Consider the following 16,907-nt stretch of genomic DNA (forward strand, 5'->3'; position numbering starts at 1 on the left):
GAGGCCGCCGGCGAAGAACCGCCGGCGGCCCATGGTTGTGCTAGTTGAGCAGCTTATCTGCGTCGATCGTCAAGTGCTCCTGCTCGGCACTCGTCATGAACGTCCGACGCCCCGTGGTGTACCAAAGGACGGTGGCAAGGAGGAAGACGACCACGACGGCGATTGGCGCGTAGTTGAAGGTGTCGACGGTGATATCTGCGACCGGCGGAAGAACGAAGAGAATCACGATGATGGCGACCCACACAATCGCTACCCAGTTGATGATAGGACTCCATTTCCCCAGGTGCCACGGGCCCGGTACGAAGTTCTTGTTGAGCCTGCGGAGCAACACCGGGGTGATGTACGCGATGTAGAGGCCAATGACGGCGACGCTCGTCACGGCAAAATACGCGGTTGTATTGAACAGCGCGGGTGAAGCGAGCACAATCGCGCAGCCGACGCAGAGCCAGATCGAATTTGTGGGGGTGCCGCTCCGGGTGTTGACTTTGGCCCAGATGCGGGAGCCCGGCAGGGCATTGTCGCGGGAGAAAGCGTAGGTCATGCGTGAGTTGGCGGTTACTGACGCCATGCCGCAGAAGAACTGTGCACCCACCACGATGGCGAGCAGGAATTTCGCTACGCCGGGGTTGCCCAGTGCATCCAGGAAAATCTGTGCCGGCGGCAAGCCAGTTGGCGTAGCGCCAAGTGTGGTCAGACCGTCCTCGGAGCCGTTCGGGATCGCCGCGACGAGTGAGTAGAGCAGAATCCAGCCACCAATGATGGAGATGACCACGCTCATGACAATCCCCTTGGGAGCCGCGATGGCTGCGTTCTTGGTCTCTTCCGCAACGTGGGCCGAAGCATCGTAGCCGGTGTAGGTGTACTGCGACATGAGCAGGCCCATGAGGAAGACATACGGCCCGAAGGTGAAGCCGGTTTCGTTGTGCCACGCCGTCATCGTCCAGTCGAAGGACTGGTGGCTCGTGGGCATGATCCATAGCGCCGCCACGATAATCGCGACGCCCACAATGTGCCACCAAGCGGAGACATTGGAGAGGAAACTGACAATCTTGACGCCGAAACTGTTGAGCAGGGCGTGGATGACCATCAGGACGACGAACAGCGCGAACGTACCGCCCGCGGTGGGCTCGACGCCGAAAGTCAGCGCTGCGAAAGCCATCATTGTCGTGGCGCAGCCGAAGTCGATTGCGGCCGTGACAGCCACTTCACCGAGGAAATTGAACCAGCCGACGTACCAGGCCCAGGCCCGCTTGTTGCGTTTGGCGAGCCTGCCCGCCCAGAAATACAGGCCACCGGCTGTGGGGTATCGGGAACAAACCTCGGCCATGGAAAGGGCCACGCACAGGACCAAGACGCCAACGATTGGCCAACCCAGGTTGATGGCAGCCGGGCCGCCGGACTTGAGTGCAATGCTGAAGGAGGTGATGCAGCCAGCCAGGATCGAAATGATGGAAAACGAGACTGCGAAGTTGGAGAAGCCGGACATGCCGCGATGTAGCTCTTGCTTGTAGCCAAGCTCGGCGAGGGCCGCAGCATCTGCGTCTTGCACAGCCTGCACCTTCGCTGCCGTAGAACGATCACTCATGATTATTCTCTTTCTAAACGGAAGGGGGGAACGGGCCGACACCGCTCGCATCGATAGTGACCCACTTCACATCAATCTGTCAATGGTCTGACTTCAGACCACAACCCAATCTCCTCGAAACGGTAGACTGGAAGGCATGGTTTCTGAGGACTCGAGCAGCACGGCACACAACAGCACGTCACAGGACGGCGCCCCGGAGCGCCGCGGGATCACGGTCCGCCGTGCGCCGAAGTTCGTTCCATTCATGGGCCTGGGCGGGGTACTCGGCATCATCGTTGCCGCGTTCGTGGCCTACGGGATCCCCGGCGACGAGAGTTTCGACACCGGGGCGGTCTTCGGGTTCTTCCTGGTGTCCTTTGCCGCGGGCGGTGTGCTGCTGGGTGCCATCGCGGCCCTCGTCCTGGACAAAGTCAGCGTGCGGCGCTCCCGGCGTGCCGTCGTCGAGTCCGTACCCAGCCCGGCAGAGGACGACGCCGAGGCATAGGATCCCGGTCACAATGCCGCGTGAGGGAAAGTGCCACGCCAACATCATGCGACAATTGACCAGTGGCACGTGGCGACGGAAAACTTTCTCATGATCTTCTCCCCGACGAAAAAGGACCTCAGGACGCTTGTGGCGTCTTCGGGGTCTGGGCGCCGGGCGAAGAAGTAGCAAAACTCACCTATTACGGGCTGTATGCGCTGCAGCACCGCGGACAAGAATCGGCTGGTATTGCTACCAGTGACGGCAAGCGCATCAATGTCTACAAGGACATGGGGCTCGTGTCCCAGGTCTTCGACGAGACAACCCTGAACACCCTCACCGGGCACCTTGCCGTTGGCCACTGCCGCTACTCCACCACCGGAGCAAGCCACTGGGCAAACGCACAGCCCACCCTGGGCGCAACCGCCACTGGCACCGTTGCCCTCGCGCACAACGGCAACCTGACCAACACCGCTGAGCTCCGGGAAATGATCCTCGAGCTCAACGGCGGTCAGCTGACTGGCGAAATGAAGCAGGGCAACACCTCGGACACCGCCCTGGTCACCGCCCTCCTCGAAGGCGAAGAGGGCAAGACCCTCGAACAGACCGCGCTTGAGCTGCTTCCCAAGATCCGAGGCGGCTTCTGCTTCGTGTTCATGGACGAAGGCACCCTCTACGCCGCCCGCGATACCTTCGGGATCCGCCCCCTGTGCCTTGGCCGCCTTGAGCGCGGCTGGGTTGTCGCCTCGGAGCAGTCCGCCCTGGCAACCGTCGGCGCGAGCTTCATCCGCGAGATCGAGCCCGGCGAGTTCATCGCCATTGACGAGAACGGCGTCCGTTCCCAGCGCTTCGCGGAAGCGACGCCGGCCGGTTGCGTTTTCGAGTACGTCTACCTTGCGCGCCCCGACGCTTCGATTGCCGGACGCTCCGTGTACGAGTCCCGCGTGGAGATGGGCCGCCAGTTGGCCCGCGAAAACACCCAGGTAGCGGACATCGTCATCCCGGTCCCCGAGTCCGGAACCCCGGCCGCGGTCGGCTACGCCGAGGAATCCGGCATCCCCTTCGCGCACGGCTTCGTCAAGAACTCCTACGTGGGCCGCACGTTCATCCAGCCCTCGCAGACCCTGCGCCAGCTCGGCATCCGGCTCAAGCTCAACGCCCTCGAGTCCGTGATCCGCGGCAAGCGCGTGGTGGTGGTGGATGACTCGATCGTCCGCGGCAACACCCAGCGCGCCATCGTCCGGATGCTCCGCGAAGCCGGCGCCGCAGCCGTCCACATCAAGATCTCCTCCCCACCCGTCCAGTGGCCCTGCTTCTACGGCATCGACTTCGCATCCCGCGCTGAACTGATCGCCAATGGCGCCACCATCGAGGAAATCTCCCAGGCCATTGGAGCGGATTCGCTGGCCTACATTTCCGAAGATGGCATGATCGGCGCCACCCAGCAGCCGCGCGAGCGCCTCTGTACCGCCTGTTTCACCGGCCAGTACCCCATCGCACTTCCGGGTTCGGACAAACTGGGCAAGAACCTCCTGGAGCGCACCGACCTCGGCGGGCTGCCGACGTCGGGCATCTCCGCCGAAGCCGTGAACGCGGACTCGGACGACCCGGCCAACAAGCCCGGCGCCACGGGCTGCGATCCCGGACCCGACGCCGAGTTTGAGAACCTGCTGACCGACGCCGATAAGAAAGAGTCTGTATGACCTCCGCATCCTCCGCCGCTGAGAACACAACCGGCATCACCTACGCGTCCGCCGGCGTCGACGTCGAAGCGGGCGACCGCGCCGTCGAACTCATGAAGGACGCCGTCAAGGCGACCCACAACAGCTCGGTGCTCGGCGGCGTCGGCGGCTTCGCCGGCCTGTACGACGTCTCGAAGCTGCTCACATACAAGAGGCCGCTCCTGGCCACGTCCACGGACGGCGTCGGCACCAAGGTTGCCATCGCCCAGGCCATGGACATCCACGACACCATCGGCTTCGACCTGGTCGGCATGGTGGTGGACGACATCGTGGTAGTCGGCGCGGAGCCGCTCTTCATGACCGACTACATCGCTTGCGGCAAGGTTGTCCCCGAGCGCATCGCGGACATCGTCCGAGGCATCGCGGCCGCCTGTTCCGTTGCCGGCACTGCACTGGTGGGCGGCGAAACCGCTGAGCACCCGGGCCTGCTGGGTGAGCACGAGTACGACGTCGCCGGTGCAGCTACCGGTGTTGTCGAGGCCGACGCCCTGCTTGGCCCGGACCGCGTCCGCGCTGGCGACGTCGTGATCGGCATGGCCTCCTCCGGCCTGCACTCCAACGGATACTCCCTGGTTCGCCGCGTGATCAACCACGCCGGCTGGGCCCTGGACCGCCAGGTCTCCGAACTCGGCCGGACCCTGGGCGAAGAATTGCTGGAGCCCACCCGCGTATACGCCGCCGACTGCCTGGATTTGGCCCGCGCCTTCCCGGTCAGCGGCCTGAGTGCTGCGCCCGGCGCCGTGCACGGCTTCAGCCACGTCACCGGCGGCGGCTTGGCGGCCAACCTGGCCCGCGTCCTGCCGCAGGGCCTTGTGGCCACGGTTGACCGCGCCACGTGGGAACTGCCGGCCATCTTCAAGCTGGTCTCCGAGCTCGGCAATGTGCCGCTGGCCGACCTCGAGCGCACGCTCAACCTCGGCGTCGGCATGGTGGCCATCGTGTCCCCCGAAATCGCCGACGCCGCCGTGGCCCGCCTCAACGAGCGCGGCCTCCCTTCGTGGGTCATGGGTACCGTGGCTCCGGACTCCGACTCGATCATCAAGAGCGGCCCGGACTACGTCCAGGGTGCCAAGGGTGTCGACGGCGGCGCCGTGCGCCTTGTGAACGCCTACGCCTAAGGGTTCTTAACGCAAAAGAGTGCCCACCCAATTGCCGATCCGGCATTGGGTGGGCACTCTTGCTTTAAGGCCTAGTTGCTTTCGCCGGCCATGACGCTGAAGGCTGCTCCGGCGGGATCGCCGAGGACTGCCATACGGCCAATACCGGGGACATCGAAGGCAGGCGCAAAGACCTGGGCCCCGAGTTCCACGGCCTTCGCCACGGATTCGTTCACGTCGGCAACGTTGAAGTAGGTCATCCAGAACGGCGGCATTCCCTCCACGGGCTGCTTCATGGCGCCGGCTATGGACTTCCCGTCCACCACGAACTGGGTGTACTCCTGCAGATCGCCGGCCGCAGCCGTCTCACTGGAGCATCCCGTCACGGATTCGTAGAAGGCCACGGCCTTGGGGACGTCGCTTGTCTGCAGCTCGTTCCAGACCACCGTGCCCGGTTCATTGACCAACCCTGCGCCGTGGTGGCTTCCGGCCTCCCAGAAACCAATCTGCGCACCCGTGGGATCGGCGGCGAAGAACATCCGGCCGCTCCCGTTGGGGACACTGTCCGGCGGGAAGAGGATGCTGCCGCCGGCCGCCGTCGCGCGTTCAGCGGCCTCATCGACCGAATCGACGGCGAGGTAGTTGGCCCAGAAGGACGGTGCACCGGCCGCGGCCATGTCCGGCATCTGCTGCATCAAGCCCGCGACGTAGCGGTCCTGCAGCTTGGCCATGTAGTAGGTCATGCCGTTACCGGCATCCATTGCGTCCAATTCCCAACCGAACAGATCACCATAGAAGGCCTTGGAAGCCTCAATGTCCGACGACGACAGGTCCACCCAACACGGAGTTCCCTGCTTGTAGCTATCAACCTGCGGCATTGCTATCCCTTCGTTGAGTAGCCGGCATGCGCCGGCGGATACCACGTTCAAAGTAGTACGGGGGGCCGACACTGACAACAGGCAGCGCCGGCCGGCCCGCGTTTACGGCGGAGTCGGAACCTTTATGCGTGAACAGTCCGGCCTGTGAAGGCGACCAGGCGCTCCAGGCTGGATGCCGTCTCGGCGACTTCCTGGGCCGGGGCGAAGCTGCCGCTTGCGCGGACCTGCTCGCTGATGGTGTTCTGCGCGAGGACCTCCACGTAGTCGGTGAGCTCATCTGCCACCGACACTTCGAGGCCCAGGGCCTTGGAGAAGTCCCAAGCGTGGACCAGGAACTCGAGGTTGAGGATGGAGGCGACCATCGGGGCCGGCAGTTCAGCGAAGCCCATGTCGATGGTGCCTTCGAGCCCGCGGCGGTAGAAGGCTTCCAGTGTGGGCTGGGCGAGGTCGGCGATGCGCACCTCAGGCGACTTTCCGGCGTCGTCGGCTACTTCGGCACCCAGAGCCTTGGCGATGCGCGAAATCGAGCCGGCAAGGTGGCCAAGCAGCTGCGACACGTTGAAGTCGGCGCACGGAGTCTGGGTCGAGGCGTCAGCTTCGGTGACCTGCGCCAGCACGCGCTGCACGATGGCAAGCGTGGCGTCCGCAGAGGTGAGTTCGTTGAGATCGGCAGGGGCTGCCGCCCATTCGTCGGCTCCGGCGTCGCCCGTGGAGGCCTCGGCGAGGAGACGGTCGAGGTAGTGGTTCCAACCCTCGGAGTGGCCGGCGACGGCTTCCGGCGTCGGAAGGCCTTCGTGCACCAAGCGCACCGTGGTCCCGCCGTCGGCCGGCTCAAGGGTGATGGCCACGGTGGAGATGTTGTCCGCCGGGGCGTCGGGCTGCTCCCAGGCCCAGGTGAAGACGATGCGCTTGCCCGGCTCGATTTCGGTGAAAGTCCCGGCCGCGTGGTGGCCCGGAGTGACGGTCCAGCGGTACTCGCCACCCACCTGAAGGTCGACGCGCGCGGCAACGGTCTGCCAGCGGCGGAGGCGTGCAGGCTGCGTGATGAGTTCGAACGCCTGGTCGACGTTGAGGGGAAGAAGAACGGTCTTGTCGTAAATCATGGTGATTCCTCGGTTGTGTGAAGGCGGTCGGTGGTGAAGTTTTGTGCGTCAGCGAGGAGCATGTCCAGCTCCGCGGTCCAGAACTGCTCAAAAAGCATCCGGAGTTCCCTCATCCCGGTGTTGTCCAAGCGGTAGAAGCGGTTGCGTCCCTCTTTGCGGGCAGAAACGAGGCCTACCTGCTCCAGCAACAACAAGTGCTGCGAGATGGCGGATCTGCTCACCGTGAATTCGCCAGCCAGCTCCGTCACGGTGCGCTCGCCCGCCGCAAGCAGGTGCAACAGTCGCCGCCTGTTCGGCTCCGCGGCAACTTCCAGTCGGTCGAGCATGATTAATACGTTAGCCGTCACTAACGCATCCTGTCAATCACTTCCGAGAGTGCACTACCAACGACTACAGAACTGCGGACAAGAACGCCCTGGTCCGCTCGTGCTGCGGGTTGCCAATGACCTCTTCGGCGGGACCTTCCTCAATGATCCGGCCGCCGTGCATGAACACCACGCGATCCGCCACGTCGCGAGCGAAGCCCATTTCGTGCGTCACAACAATCATGGTCATTCCCGTTCGGGCCAGGTCCTTCATCACCCTGAGGACTTCGCCGACCAGCTCCGGGTCCAGGGCCGACGTCGGCTCGTCAAACAGCATCAGCTTCGGCTGCATGCAAAGCGCCCGGGCGATCGCTACGCGCTGCTGCTGGCCGCCCGAGAGGTGCCGCGGATAGGCATCCGCCTTCTCCGACAGGCCCACCTTCTCCAGCAAATCCAATGCCCGACGGCGGACATCCGGCCTGCGCTGTTTGAGCACCCTGAGCGGGGCTTCCATCAGGTTCTCAAGCACGGTCATGTGCGGGAAGAGGTTGAAATGCTGGAAGACCATCCCGATATCGGTGCGGTCGGCGCAGATTTCGTTGTGGGACTGTTCGTGGAGCTTGTCCCCCTTGATCCGGTAGCCCACAGCCCTGTCCCCTACCCACAGCAGACCGCCGTCGATCTTTTCCAGGTGGTTGACGCACCGCAAGAAGGTGCTTTTCCCGGAACCCGAGGCGCCGATCAGGCAGACCACTTCGCCGCTTTGGACGTGGAGATCGATTCCCTTGAGGACCTCGTTGTCGCCGAAACTCTTGCGCACGCCTTCCGCGCGCACCAGCGGAAGCGCCTCCGGCGCATTCCGGCTTTCCTTTGTTTCGGTGGTCATGACTGCGCGTCCTTTCGTAGGGCTTGTTTTCCTAAGCCCTGTTTTCCTGAACCTTGTTTTCCTGAACCTTGCGCGGAGTGAACCCTGAAGAATTTCCGCACCCGCTCGGCAGCGGTCGGAGGGACGGAACGTGACGTCCCTCGCGCGAAACGCCGTTCCAGGTAACCTTGGCCCACGGTGAACACCGTGGTGACGATGATGTACCAAATGCTGGCCACCAAGAGCAGAGGGACAACCTGCAGGTTCTTCGAGTAGATGATCTGGGCGGAGTACAGGAGCTCGGGCACGGCCAGGACGCTGACCAGTGACGTCATCTTGAGCATGCCGATGAACTCGTTGCCCGTGGGCGGGATGATGACTCGCATGGCCTGCGGCAGGATCACCCGGGTGAGGGTCTGGATACGGGACAGGCCGAGGGCACCCGCAGCTTCCCCTTGGCCTTGGTCGATGGACTGGATTCCTGCCCGGACGATCTCCGACATGTAGGCGGCCTCGTTGAGGCCCAGGCCGAGGATCGCTGCGGCGAGGGGTGTGATGATCTGGTTGGCGTCCAGGCTGACGCCCGGGATACCGAAGGTGATCTCCGGATACAGCGCCGACAAGTTGAACCAGAACAACAGCTGGACCAGGACCGGCGTGCCACGGAAGATCGTCACATAGGCGCTTGCTGAAGCCTTGACCACGGGGTTTGCCGAAAGCTGCATGACCGCAAGCACCACGCCAAGCCCCACCCCTACAGCCATGCAGACAACCGTCAGGAAAAGGGTGATACCGATCCCGTTGACGATCGCGACGTCACGGAAATAGAGGGCCACTTTGTCCCAGCCAAATCGGGGATTGCTCACCGCGGAAGCAAGGAGCAAGATCACGACGGCGGCTACCGCAGTACCAGCCACCCATCGCCAGGGGTGCCTGGCCGAGACCACGGTGAATTGTCCGCGGTCCGTTGTTCCAATCTTGGAGGCAGTGACCGCGCTGCTCATTTCGCACCACTCGCGTCCACCGCGTCAGCGCTGATGGTCACGGAGTCCGGGATTCCGTACTTCGCGTTGATCGCCTTGTACGTGTCGCCCGCGATCAGAGCCCTGACGGCCGCGACGATCGGCCTGGTCAGTGCCGAACCCTTGGGCATGGCGATGCCTACCGGCGTCGGTTCGAAGTCCTGGTTGCTGGCGAGCTCGAAGGCGCCGCCGGAGAGCTTGCTTGCGTAGCTCATGCCGACAAGACCTGAGAGGACACCGTCCACGCGGCCCGAAATGAGGGCCAGGTTGGCTTCGTTCTGGGAAGGAAACAGCTGAATGTCGATCGGCGCCTTGCCGGCGTCGACGCACTGCTTTGAAAACGCCGGAAGGGTCTCGATTCCCTGCGTGGTTCCCTTCTCGCCACCCACCTTGGTGCCGCACAGCTTCATCGCCTCGAGGGCCAATTTCTTGGGGTTGCCCGCCTTGACGGCAAGGCCTGAGCCACTGCTTTGGTAGGAGGCGAAATCGGCGTTCAGCTTGCGCTCGGCCGTGACGTTGAAACCCGAGATGCCGACGTCGTACTTGTTCGAGCTCACGCCCGGGAGGATGGTGTCGAAGGTCGCGGGAACCATCTTGACTTCGAGCCCCAGCGTCTCGCCAACGGCTTTCGCAAAGTCCGCGTCCCAGCCGACGACCGTCTTGCTGTCAGCTGCGTAGAACTCATAAGGCGCGAAGGTAGGGTCGGTGCCAACCACCAGCGTCCCTTTGGCTTTGACGTCCGAGGGCAAGAGATTCGCGGCGGCCTGGTTGAAGGGCGCCGCTGGAATCGCGGCGTCTTTGCCGGGAATGGAGCTGGCCGCGGCTTCCTTGCCGGCGTCGAGTGATGCAGTGGTGCAGCCGCTGAGCCCGAGGGCGGCGGCCAGTAGCAGGGCGCCTGTGGAGATGTATCTAGGACGGTTCATGATTGCCTTTCTCATAACTTGTTCCGTGGTCAACGGCGATGTTGACCACGGTGGTGCCGACATTGACGAGCGCGGGATGCCGAACGATTGCGACCACCCCGTCAATGGGTGCAAAGAAGTCTTTTGGAGGCCGCTCGAGTTCTTCCACCGAGTGAACCCGGGCCACGAGATCTCCGGCCGTGACCTTCTGGCCCAGTTCGACCACCGGCTCGAGGATGCCTGCCATCGTGGAATGGACCGGGGACTGTGCCGTGAGCTCGACCCACTGGATGAGGGCTTCCGCGGTGGGCGGCCCGGCGTCCTTGAGCACGCCCCAGTGGCCAAGCAGGGAACGAAGTCCCGTCCTGGCCCTGTTGAGGATCGGCAGGGATACGGTTCCCCTGCCGCCAAGTTCAGTCGAGATCATCGGTACGCCCGCCTGATCGGCAGCGCCGCTGATGGATCCCGCCTTCAGCATGGGCTTCACCACGACGGAATAAGGGGCATTGAACGCGGCCACCGCCGCCGCCTTCTCAGCCCATAGCTCCGGCGTCGGCCCTTGGTAGACGAACGCGGACGGAACATACTCCGAGGCGATTCCCCCGGAGTGGATGTCCATGACAAAGTCCGCCATGGGGATGAGTTCTCCGGCCACAATCGAGGCGATCTGCAGGGCTGGTCCGCCGTCGGCGCGGCCCGGGAGGGCCCGGTTCAGATTGACCCGGTCCACGCTGGAAACGCGTCTTCCTTCACGGACAGCGGCGATGTTGAGGGCAGGCAGGATGATCAATCTCCCGGTCACCTCATCCGGGTTCACTGTGCGGATGAGTTCCTGGAGCAGGATCTGGCCTTCATATTCGTCACCATGCGTACCGGCGATCAAGAGGACCGTGGGGCCGTCTCCACCACTCAGGACCGCGATCGGCGAGGGGATGACAGCGGCGTCATTCTCGTTGTCCGAGTGTTCGATCTCCAGGTAACCCAACTGCTTGCCGACAGCGGCAAAATCGATGCCGGGTATTCGTGGAATGTGCAGGCTCATAGGGCAACTTTCAAAGGGTTGGTAGAATTGGATTCACTGTATACAGTGAATCCTGTGATGTAAAGCACGTAGGATTGACCGAGTTTTGATACCGAAAAGGGGATGAGGCGAATGGCCGCGCAAGCTGCCAAGGGGATACGGCCGCTGAGCGAGCACGTCTACGACAGGATCAGCAATGAGATCGTCAACGGAGTGGTCGAGCCTGGCGCTCCCCTGGTCCAGGAACAGCTGGCCGAAGAATACGGCGTTTCCCGGACCCCGGTCCGGGACGCCCTGAACCGTTTGGTCCACGAAGGACTCGCCACTTTGGTGCCCGGCGCAGGCTATTTTGCGACGACGCTGACCCGCTCAGCTGTCGAGGAGGTCTATGAGGTACGCAAGGCCCTCGAGATCATGGCCATCAGACAGTGCGGGGCCAAGTACACAAACCTTCAGCTTGCGCGTCTTGAGCTGCTCATCGCCGAGGGTGCGGCAAGCGCGGACCCGGAGGAACTGTTTACCGCTACGCGGGCGTTCCATTTGGGCTTGGCAGCACCTGCGCCCAACGGATTCCTGCTGAAAACGCTCGAATCCGTCTGGGACAACCCGGTTCAGCGGCTCATCAGCCGCTCGTATCCCTTGGACGACGCCAAGCTTGAGCGCGTGGCAGATGCCCACCGGAAGATCCTGGCTGCGGCCCGCGCCAACGACCTCGAAACACTGATCCCTTTGCTGGATTTGTGCCACGAGAAGGACTGACCGGCAAAAGGGGACGAAAAAGGCCCGTAGTGCACGCCAATCATGGCGCGCCCTACGGGCTCAATCGTTTTGGGTGGCATCTGGGGATGCCAAATGACTTCGTGTACGACGGCGGTACGCAACTCGATGCCGAAAGGCACCTGATTGTTGCTACAGCTATCCGATGCGGCGGGTGTCTACCTCGTCGTCATCGTCTTCCAAGTCCTGTGCGTACTTGTCCTCGTAAGCCGAGTAGTCCGGCTCCGGCGGATCATCCGCGAAGCGGCTCGTCGCACGACTTGATGGCCCGGTCAGCTCGCGCTGAAGGGCCGAATAGTCAGTGTTCGGGGAGTAGTACTTGATGTCCCGAGCCTGCTTGGTAGCTTTTGCCTTTTGACGGCCGCGCCCCATGGCGTGACCCCCTTTTGTACTTGGACCGGAGGTGGTCACCTTGGCTATCGGTGAGGCCCCGGAATGTTTGGTCAATTTGTCGTATGTCTAGATTACATGCTTTCTGGAGCAACTGCGTGCCACGACCTTCGCGAAAGCAGCGTCACAGGTCCACCTGGCAGCATCACCGTTCATTGGCATGAAAAACTTGGGTAGAGTCGCCCTAATATCGGGCCGCACGCATGAAAGGCGCAAACTCAGACATGGGCCAGGACAACACCATCCCGGGCAACAACGGTACAGGCGACAACGAGTCGCCGGTAGACCCTGGTTCAGGGACCGAAGATCCGGGGACTTCGGGCAACTACCCGGACAATGGTCTGCCTGGCGAAACCGAGCCCGAGGACAACACTCCCGCCGAAAAAGTCTCGTCCCTACGGGGCGCCCTGGACGCCATAACGCGGTACCGGCTCATCATCGGCGGCATTGTGCTGGCTGTGTTGATCCTCATCGGCGTAGTGATCTGGCTTCTCGTTGGAGCGTTGGCCAACCATCCGGTGGCCGCTTCCACCCCCGAACCGGCCACGTCCACCAGCCGCGGCCCCCTCCCGGCGGACATCGAGGCAAAGGACTACCAGCTGGGCGATTGCTTCGCGGATTTCGACTCCAACGCCACCAAGTCCAAGGCGGTGGACTGCACCACCGACCATTCGGCCCAGCTGGGCGCCATTTTCCGGTACAAGGCAGACGACACCTTCCCCGGCGCCAATGCGTTGCGTGACAAGGGCCGCGAAATCTGCCGTGACGTAATGCTCAACGAGGCATCGAGCAAGTACGCACTCCTCCAGCAGAACGTGTACCCGAGCGCCTCCAGCTGGGACAACGGTGACCGCCGAGTGGACTGCTTCATCGTGGTGAACTCGGGAAACACGCTCAAGGAATCCGTGCTGCAGAAATAGTGCCGCCCAGTTAGTCCTTCCGCCTCACCATCAGGCCGCTGCCCGCCGGAGCTCCGCCGTCGGGACCCGTCAAGGCTTCGAGCCCCTCGATGGTGAGTTCATCGACGTCGGCCGCGGTGTCCACCAGCACCGTGTCGCCGTCCCCGATCTGTCCGGCGAGGATCTCCTTGGCCAGGCGGTCGCCGATCTCGCGTTGAACCAGCCGACGCAACGGACGAGCTCCGTAGGCGGGATCGTAACCGGACATCGCGAGCCAGGCGCGGGCGCCGTCACTGACCTCAAGGGTGAGCCGGCGGTCGTGCAGCCGCTTGGTCAGCTCGTCCACATGCAGCTCGACGATCCTGGCGAGCTCGTCCACGCTGAGGGCATCAAACAGGACAATCTCATCGAGCCGGTTGAGGAACTCCGGCTTGAAGGACGCGTTGACCACGGCCATGACCGCATTTCGCTTCGCCGTGGCGTCCAGGGTTGGATCCACGAGGAACTGGCTGCCGTGGTTAGACGTCAGCACCAGGATGGTGTTCCGGAAGTCCACGGTGCGGCCCTGCCCGTCGGTGAGGCGACCGTCGTCGAGCACTTGCAGGAGGATGTCGAACACTTCCGGGTGGGCCTTCTCCACCTCGTCGAGCAGGATCACGGAGTACGGGCGACGGCGGACCGCTTCAGTGAGCTGGCCGCCTTCCTCGTAGCCCACGTATCCGGGAGGGGCACCGACCAGCCGGGCTACGGAGTGCTTCTCCCCGTATTCGGACATGTCGATCCGCACCATGGCGCGTTCGTCGTCGAACAGGAAGTCAGCAAGCGCCTTGGCGAGCTCGGTTTTACCGACGCCGGTGGGGCCCAGGAACAGGAACGAACCCGTAGGGCGGTTGGGGTCGCTGATGCCCGCACGGGCGCGGCGGACGGCATCGGAAACGGCGGCCACTGCCTTGGACTGGCCGATCAGGCGCTTTCCGATCTCCTCTTCCATGTGCAGCAGCTTCTGGGATTCGCCCTGCAGCATGCGGCCGGCGGGGATCCCGGTCCAGGCCGAAATGACCTCGGCGATATCGTCCGCCGTGACTTCGTCCGCGACCATCAGGGCGGGCTTCGCTTCGCCCCGCGCTTCCCGGGCGGACTCTTCCTCGGCCGCTGCGCTGAGCTCGCGCTCCAAGGCAGGCAGTTCGCCGTAGAGAATGCGTGAGGCGGCTTCAAGGTCGCCTTCGCGCTGGTACTTTTCGGCAGCCGAACGCAATTCGTCGATTTTTGCTTTGAGGTCGCCTACTCGGTTGAGCCCGGCCTTCTCGGCTTCCCAGCGGGCGTTCAGCGCCCCAAGGGCTTCCTTCTTGTCCGCCTTGTCCGCGCGAAGCGCAGCGAGGCGTTCGATGGAGGCCGCGTCGGTCTCACGGGCGAGGGCCAGTTCCTCCATGGTGAGGCGGTCCACGGCACGGCGGAGCTGGTCGATTTCCTCCGGAGCGGAGTCGATTTCCATGCGCAGCCGGGACGCGGCCTCGTCGACGAGGTCGATCGCCTTGTCCGGCAACTGACGGCCCGAGATGTAGCGGTTGGAGAGTGTGGCGGCGGCCACGAGGGCGGAGTCTGCGATGGCTACCTTGTGGTGGGCCTCGTAGCGTTCCTTGAGGCCGCGGAGGATACCGATGGTGTCCTCCACGCTCGGCTCACCCACGTAGACCTGCTGGAAGCGGCGTTCCAAGGCGGGGTCCTTCTCGACATTCTCGCGGTACTCGTCCAGGGTGGTGGCGCCGATGAGCCGCAGCTCGCCGCGGGCCAGCATGGGCTTGAGCATGTTGCCGGCGTCCATGGCGCTTTCACCGGTGGCACCGGCGCCCACCACGGTGTGGATTTCGTCGATGAATGTGACGATCTGCCCTTTGGAGTTCTTGATCTCCTCCAGCACGGCCTTGAGCCGTTCCTCGAATTCGCCGCGGTACTTCGCGCCGGCCACCATGGACGCGAGGTCCAGCGCGATCAGGGTCTTGCCCCGCAGGCTTTCCGGGACGTCGCCGGCCACCATGCGTTGGGCGAGGCCTTCGACGACGGCGGTCTTGCCGACACCCGGTTCACCGATCAGCACGGGGTTGTTCTTGGTGCGGCGGCTCAGGACCTGGACGACACGCCGGATTTCACTGTCCCGCCCGATCACGGGATCCAGCTTGCCGGCGCGCGCCACGGCAGTGAGGTCCATGCCGTATTTCTCTAGCGCCTGGAAGGTGTTTTCCGGGTCTTGCGAGGTGACTTTCCGGTCGCCACGGACACCCGGCAGGGCGGCGAGGAGCGCTTCATGGGAGGCGCCGGCGTCGCGCAATAGCTTCCCTACGGAGTCGCTTCCGGCAGAGAGCCCCAGGAGGAGGTGCTCAGTGGATACGAAGGAGTCGCCGAGTTTCTCGGCCTCGTTCTGGGCGGCCTGGATGGCCTGCATGGAAGGGCGGGAAAGCTGCGCTTGCTGCACGGAACTGCCCGACGACGACGGCAGGGCCTTGATGGCCGAACTTGCCTGCACGCTCACGGCATCCGGGTCGGCTCCGGTGGCGCGCAAAAGCGCCACCGCGACGCCTTCGCGCTGGTCCATGAGGGCCTTGAGCAGGTGGGCCGGCTCCAGCTGCGGATTCCCGGCGGTGGAGGCGTTCATGGCCGCCGCGGAAAGAGCCTCCTGGCTCTTGGTGGTGAATTTGACGTCCATGGAAGAGCTCCTTTCGGGAGTAGACAGTTTCTCAAAGTTGAGTCTACTATGCTCAACTTTGGCAATTCGTCCCTCCTGCTCCATGTTTGCCGACGGCGAAACTGCTGTCCATAGCCTTCTCCGCTTATGCGGAAAAGCCCCTCGCCGTTTGCGACCCGTGGCCCTAGGATCAGGTGTGACCGGGTGGAACACCCGCTGGCGAGCATGAGAAAAAGGACACGTAATGAAGAAGTTCGTAGTTCTCTACAATGCACCGCAATCGGCGGAATCGGCCATGGCTGACAGCACCCCCGAGGCAGCAGCCGAAGGCATGAAGCTGTGGATGGACTGGGCCGCGAAGGCTGGCGACGGGATTACCGATCTTGGCACGCCCCTCGGCGGAGGCAAGGTAGTTGGGAACTCTGGAGTATCCGATGCCGAGACCGGAGTGGGCGGTTACAGCGTCCTCCAGGCCGAAGACATGGACGGAGCCCTGAAGCTCCTCGAAGGCCACCCGCATTTCCTCATGGCACCCGAAGCCTCGATCACCGTCTACGAAGCGCTCGACATCCCGGGCATGTAACGCACCACCCGCCGTCCCACCCACCGTTGAAAACGTGGGGTCCGGACCGCGCGCTGCGTGCCGGAACGCAGCGCGCGGCCCGCACCCACTATCCCGACAAAGCGCCGTACGATATGCACATGGCACCCTTCACAGTCACTCGCAATGCGCTGATCCCCGCCGCACCCTCGGACATCTTCCCCCTCGTCAACGACTTCCACGAATGGACCAAATGGTCTCCGTGGGAAGCCGTTGACCCCAAGCTGAGCCGCAGCTACTCGGGCAACGAATCCGGCGTCGGAGCAAAGTATGCCTGGAGCGGCAACAACAAGGCGGGCACCGGCACCATGGAAATCGTCGGCTCGGAAGATCCCGGCAAGATCGACATCCGTCTCGAATTCACCAAGCCGATGAAGGCCGTCAACCCCACTGGGTTCACGTTCGTGCCCGAAGGTGCGGGCACCCGCGTCACATGGACAATGACCGGCGAAAACAAGGGCCTTGGCAAGATCTTCGCGTTGTTCATGAACATGGACAAGATGGTGGGCGGCGACTTCGAAAAGGGCCTGACCGCACTCTCAGCGGTAGCCACCCGGAAGAACTCGTAGTCCCCTGG

At 63.4% G+C, this 16,907-nt stretch carries 17 protein-coding genes; 7 read left to right on the forward strand and 10 right to left on the reverse strand.

Annotated elements, in window-relative coordinates; all coding sequences use genetic code 11:
• Positions 1-40 precede the first annotated feature (40 nt).
• Positions 41-1,585: an amino acid permease gene (locus NFJ07_RS14880; protein WP_269995451.1), complete on the reverse strand. Its 1,545-nt coding sequence runs from the start codon at positions 1,583-1,585 to the stop codon at positions 41-43.
• A 136-nt stretch (positions 1,586-1,721) separates the two neighbouring features.
• On the opposite strand from NFJ07_RS14880, the gene NFJ07_RS14885 reads away from it, so the two are divergent.
• The 3 genes from NFJ07_RS14885 (at position 1,722) to purM (ending at position 4,908) form a co-directional block, all read left to right on the forward strand.
• Positions 1,722-2,069 (forward strand): hypothetical protein, encoded by a 348-nt coding sequence (locus NFJ07_RS14885; RefSeq protein ID WP_269995452.1) that lies wholly within the window; start codon positions 1,722-1,724, stop codon positions 2,067-2,069.
• A gap of 62 nt (positions 2,070-2,131) precedes the next feature.
• Entirely contained in the window at positions 2,132-3,751 is a 1,620-nt protein-coding gene (purF, locus tag NFJ07_RS14890; RefSeq protein WP_269995454.1) for an amidophosphoribosyltransferase, read from the forward strand.
• The gene (gene purM, locus NFJ07_RS14895) at positions 3,748-4,908 is read left to right on the forward strand and encodes a phosphoribosylformylglycinamidine cyclo-ligase (RefSeq protein WP_269995455.1); all 1,161 of its coding nucleotides are present in this window, start codon (positions 3,748-3,750) and stop codon (positions 4,906-4,908) included. The genes purF and purM overlap by 4 nt, the downstream gene beginning before the upstream one ends.
• A gap of 71 nt (positions 4,909-4,979) precedes the next feature.
• Here purM and NFJ07_RS14900 read toward each other — a convergent pair whose 3' ends face one another.
• The 7 genes from NFJ07_RS14900 to NFJ07_RS14930 all read right to left on the reverse strand — a co-directional run bounded on the left by NFJ07_RS14900 (position 4,980) and on the right by NFJ07_RS14930 (position 11,004).
• Positions 4,980-5,765 carry a VOC family protein gene (locus NFJ07_RS14900; RefSeq protein ID WP_269995457.1) on the reverse strand — a complete coding sequence of 262 codons (786 nt, stop codon included), beginning with the start codon at positions 5,763-5,765 and terminating at the stop codon, positions 4,980-4,982.
• Between the two features lie 122 nt (positions 5,766-5,887).
• Positions 5,888-6,868, reverse strand: coding sequence for a TIGR03086 family metal-binding protein (locus NFJ07_RS14905; RefSeq protein ID WP_269995459.1), 981 nt, complete (start codon positions 6,866-6,868; stop codon positions 5,888-5,890).
• Positions 6,865-7,194 (reverse strand): ArsR/SmtB family transcription factor, encoded by a 330-nt coding sequence (locus NFJ07_RS14910; protein ID WP_269995461.1) that lies wholly within the window; start codon positions 7,192-7,194, stop codon positions 6,865-6,867. Before NFJ07_RS14910 ends, NFJ07_RS14905 begins: the two co-directional genes overlap by 4 nt.
• 64 nt (positions 7,195-7,258) lie before the next feature.
• Entirely contained in the window at positions 7,259-8,059 is an 801-nt protein-coding gene (locus NFJ07_RS14915) for an amino acid ABC transporter ATP-binding protein (protein ID WP_269995463.1), read from the reverse strand.
• Positions 8,056-9,042: an amino acid ABC transporter permease gene (locus NFJ07_RS14920; protein ID WP_269995464.1), complete on the reverse strand. Its 987-nt coding sequence runs from the start codon at positions 9,040-9,042 to the stop codon at positions 8,056-8,058. The genes NFJ07_RS14915 and NFJ07_RS14920 overlap by 4 nt, the downstream gene beginning before the upstream one ends.
• Positions 9,039-9,983, reverse strand: a complete 945-nt coding sequence (locus tag NFJ07_RS14925) for an ABC transporter substrate-binding protein (RefSeq protein WP_269995465.1) — start codon at positions 9,981-9,983, stop codon at positions 9,039-9,041. Before NFJ07_RS14925 ends, NFJ07_RS14920 begins: the two co-directional genes overlap by 4 nt.
• The gene (locus NFJ07_RS14930) at positions 9,970-11,004 is read right to left on the reverse strand and encodes a succinylglutamate desuccinylase/aspartoacylase domain-containing protein (protein ID WP_269995466.1); all 1,035 of its coding nucleotides are present in this window, start codon (positions 11,002-11,004) and stop codon (positions 9,970-9,972) included. The genes NFJ07_RS14925 and NFJ07_RS14930 overlap by 14 nt, the downstream gene beginning before the upstream one ends.
• A gap of 111 nt (positions 11,005-11,115) precedes the next feature.
• On the opposite strand from NFJ07_RS14930, the gene NFJ07_RS14935 reads away from it, so the two are divergent.
• The gene (locus tag NFJ07_RS14935; protein WP_269995467.1) at positions 11,116-11,742 is read left to right on the forward strand and encodes a GntR family transcriptional regulator; all 627 of its coding nucleotides are present in this window, start codon (positions 11,116-11,118) and stop codon (positions 11,740-11,742) included.
• A gap of 156 nt (positions 11,743-11,898) precedes the next feature.
• On the opposite strand, the gene NFJ07_RS14940 is transcribed toward NFJ07_RS14935, so the two are convergent.
• Positions 11,899-12,132 carry a DUF3073 domain-containing protein gene (locus NFJ07_RS14940; RefSeq protein ID WP_028265518.1) on the reverse strand — a complete coding sequence of 78 codons (234 nt, stop codon included), beginning with the start codon at positions 12,130-12,132 and terminating at the stop codon, positions 11,899-11,901.
• Positions 12,133-12,353: 221 nt separating this feature from the next.
• Here NFJ07_RS14940 and NFJ07_RS14945 point away from each other — a divergent pair, with 221 nt between their 5' ends.
• The gene (locus NFJ07_RS14945; RefSeq protein WP_269995470.1) at positions 12,354-13,070 is read left to right on the forward strand and encodes a septum formation family protein; all 717 of its coding nucleotides are present in this window, start codon (positions 12,354-12,356) and stop codon (positions 13,068-13,070) included.
• 10 nt (positions 13,071-13,080) lie between these two features.
• Here NFJ07_RS14945 and clpB read toward each other — a convergent pair whose 3' ends face one another.
• Complete coding sequence (gene clpB / locus NFJ07_RS14950) at positions 13,081-15,750, reverse strand: ATP-dependent chaperone ClpB (protein WP_269995471.1); 2,670 nt, start codon at positions 15,748-15,750, stop codon at positions 13,081-13,083.
• Between the two features lie 223 nt (positions 15,751-15,973).
• On the opposite strand from clpB, the gene NFJ07_RS14955 reads away from it, so the two are divergent.
• Positions 15,974-16,312, forward strand: a complete 339-nt coding sequence (locus tag NFJ07_RS14955) for a hypothetical protein (RefSeq protein ID WP_269995473.1) — start codon at positions 15,974-15,976, stop codon at positions 16,310-16,312.
• Positions 16,313-16,431: 119 nt separating this feature from the next.
• The gene (locus tag NFJ07_RS14960; RefSeq protein ID WP_269995474.1) at positions 16,432-16,899 is read left to right on the forward strand and encodes an SRPBCC family protein; all 468 of its coding nucleotides are present in this window, start codon (positions 16,432-16,434) and stop codon (positions 16,897-16,899) included.
• Positions 16,900-16,907 lie beyond the last annotated feature (8 nt).

The organism is Arthrobacter sp. B2a2-09 (genome assembly GCF_027587375.1).
Lineage (GTDB): Bacteria > Actinomycetota > Actinomycetes > Actinomycetales > Micrococcaceae > Arthrobacter.

Bases quoted from the DNA above. Each gene is read 5' to 3' on its own strand.
- NFJ07_RS14880 (WP_269995451.1), bottom strand. From the start codon at position 1,585: ATGAGTGATCGTTCTACGGCAGCGAAGGTGCAGGCTGTGCAAGACGCA.
- NFJ07_RS14885 (WP_269995452.1), top strand. From the start codon at position 1,722: ATGGTTTCTGAGGACTCGAGCAGCACGGCACACAACAGCACGTCACAG.
- purM (WP_269995455.1), top strand. From the start codon at position 3,748: ATGACCTCCGCATCCTCCGCCGCTGAGAACACAACCGGCATCACCTAC.
- NFJ07_RS14900 (WP_269995457.1), bottom strand. From the start codon at position 5,765: ATGCCGCAGGTTGATAGCTACAAGCAGGGAACTCCGTGTTGGGTGGAC.
- NFJ07_RS14905 (WP_269995459.1), bottom strand. From the start codon at position 6,868: ATGATTTACGACAAGACCGTTCTTCTTCCCCTCAACGTCGACCAGGCG.
- NFJ07_RS14910 (WP_269995461.1), bottom strand. From the start codon at position 7,194: ATGCTCGACCGACTGGAAGTTGCCGCGGAGCCGAACAGGCGGCGACTG.
- NFJ07_RS14915 (WP_269995463.1), bottom strand. From the start codon at position 8,059: ATGACCACCGAAACAAAGGAAAGCCGGAATGCGCCGGAGGCGCTTCCG.
- NFJ07_RS14920 (WP_269995464.1), bottom strand. From the start codon at position 9,042: ATGAGCAGCGCGGTCACTGCCTCCAAGATTGGAACAACGGACCGCGGA.
- NFJ07_RS14925 (WP_269995465.1), bottom strand. From the start codon at position 9,983: ATGAACCGTCCTAGATACATCTCCACAGGCGCCCTGCTACTGGCCGCC.
- NFJ07_RS14930 (WP_269995466.1), bottom strand. From the start codon at position 11,004: ATGAGCCTGCACATTCCACGAATACCCGGCATCGATTTTGCCGCTGTC.
- NFJ07_RS14935 (WP_269995467.1), top strand. From the start codon at position 11,116: ATGGCCGCGCAAGCTGCCAAGGGGATACGGCCGCTGAGCGAGCACGTC.
- NFJ07_RS14940 (WP_028265518.1), bottom strand. From the start codon at position 12,132: ATGGGGCGCGGCCGTCAAAAGGCAAAAGCTACCAAGCAGGCTCGGGAC.
- NFJ07_RS14945 (WP_269995470.1), top strand. From the start codon at position 12,354: ATGAAAGGCGCAAACTCAGACATGGGCCAGGACAACACCATCCCGGGC.
- clpB (WP_269995471.1), bottom strand. From the start codon at position 15,750: ATGGACGTCAAATTCACCACCAAGAGCCAGGAGGCTCTTTCCGCGGCG.
- NFJ07_RS14955 (WP_269995473.1), top strand. From the start codon at position 15,974: ATGAAGAAGTTCGTAGTTCTCTACAATGCACCGCAATCGGCGGAATCG.
- NFJ07_RS14960 (WP_269995474.1), top strand. From the start codon at position 16,432: ATGGCACCCTTCACAGTCACTCGCAATGCGCTGATCCCCGCCGCACCC.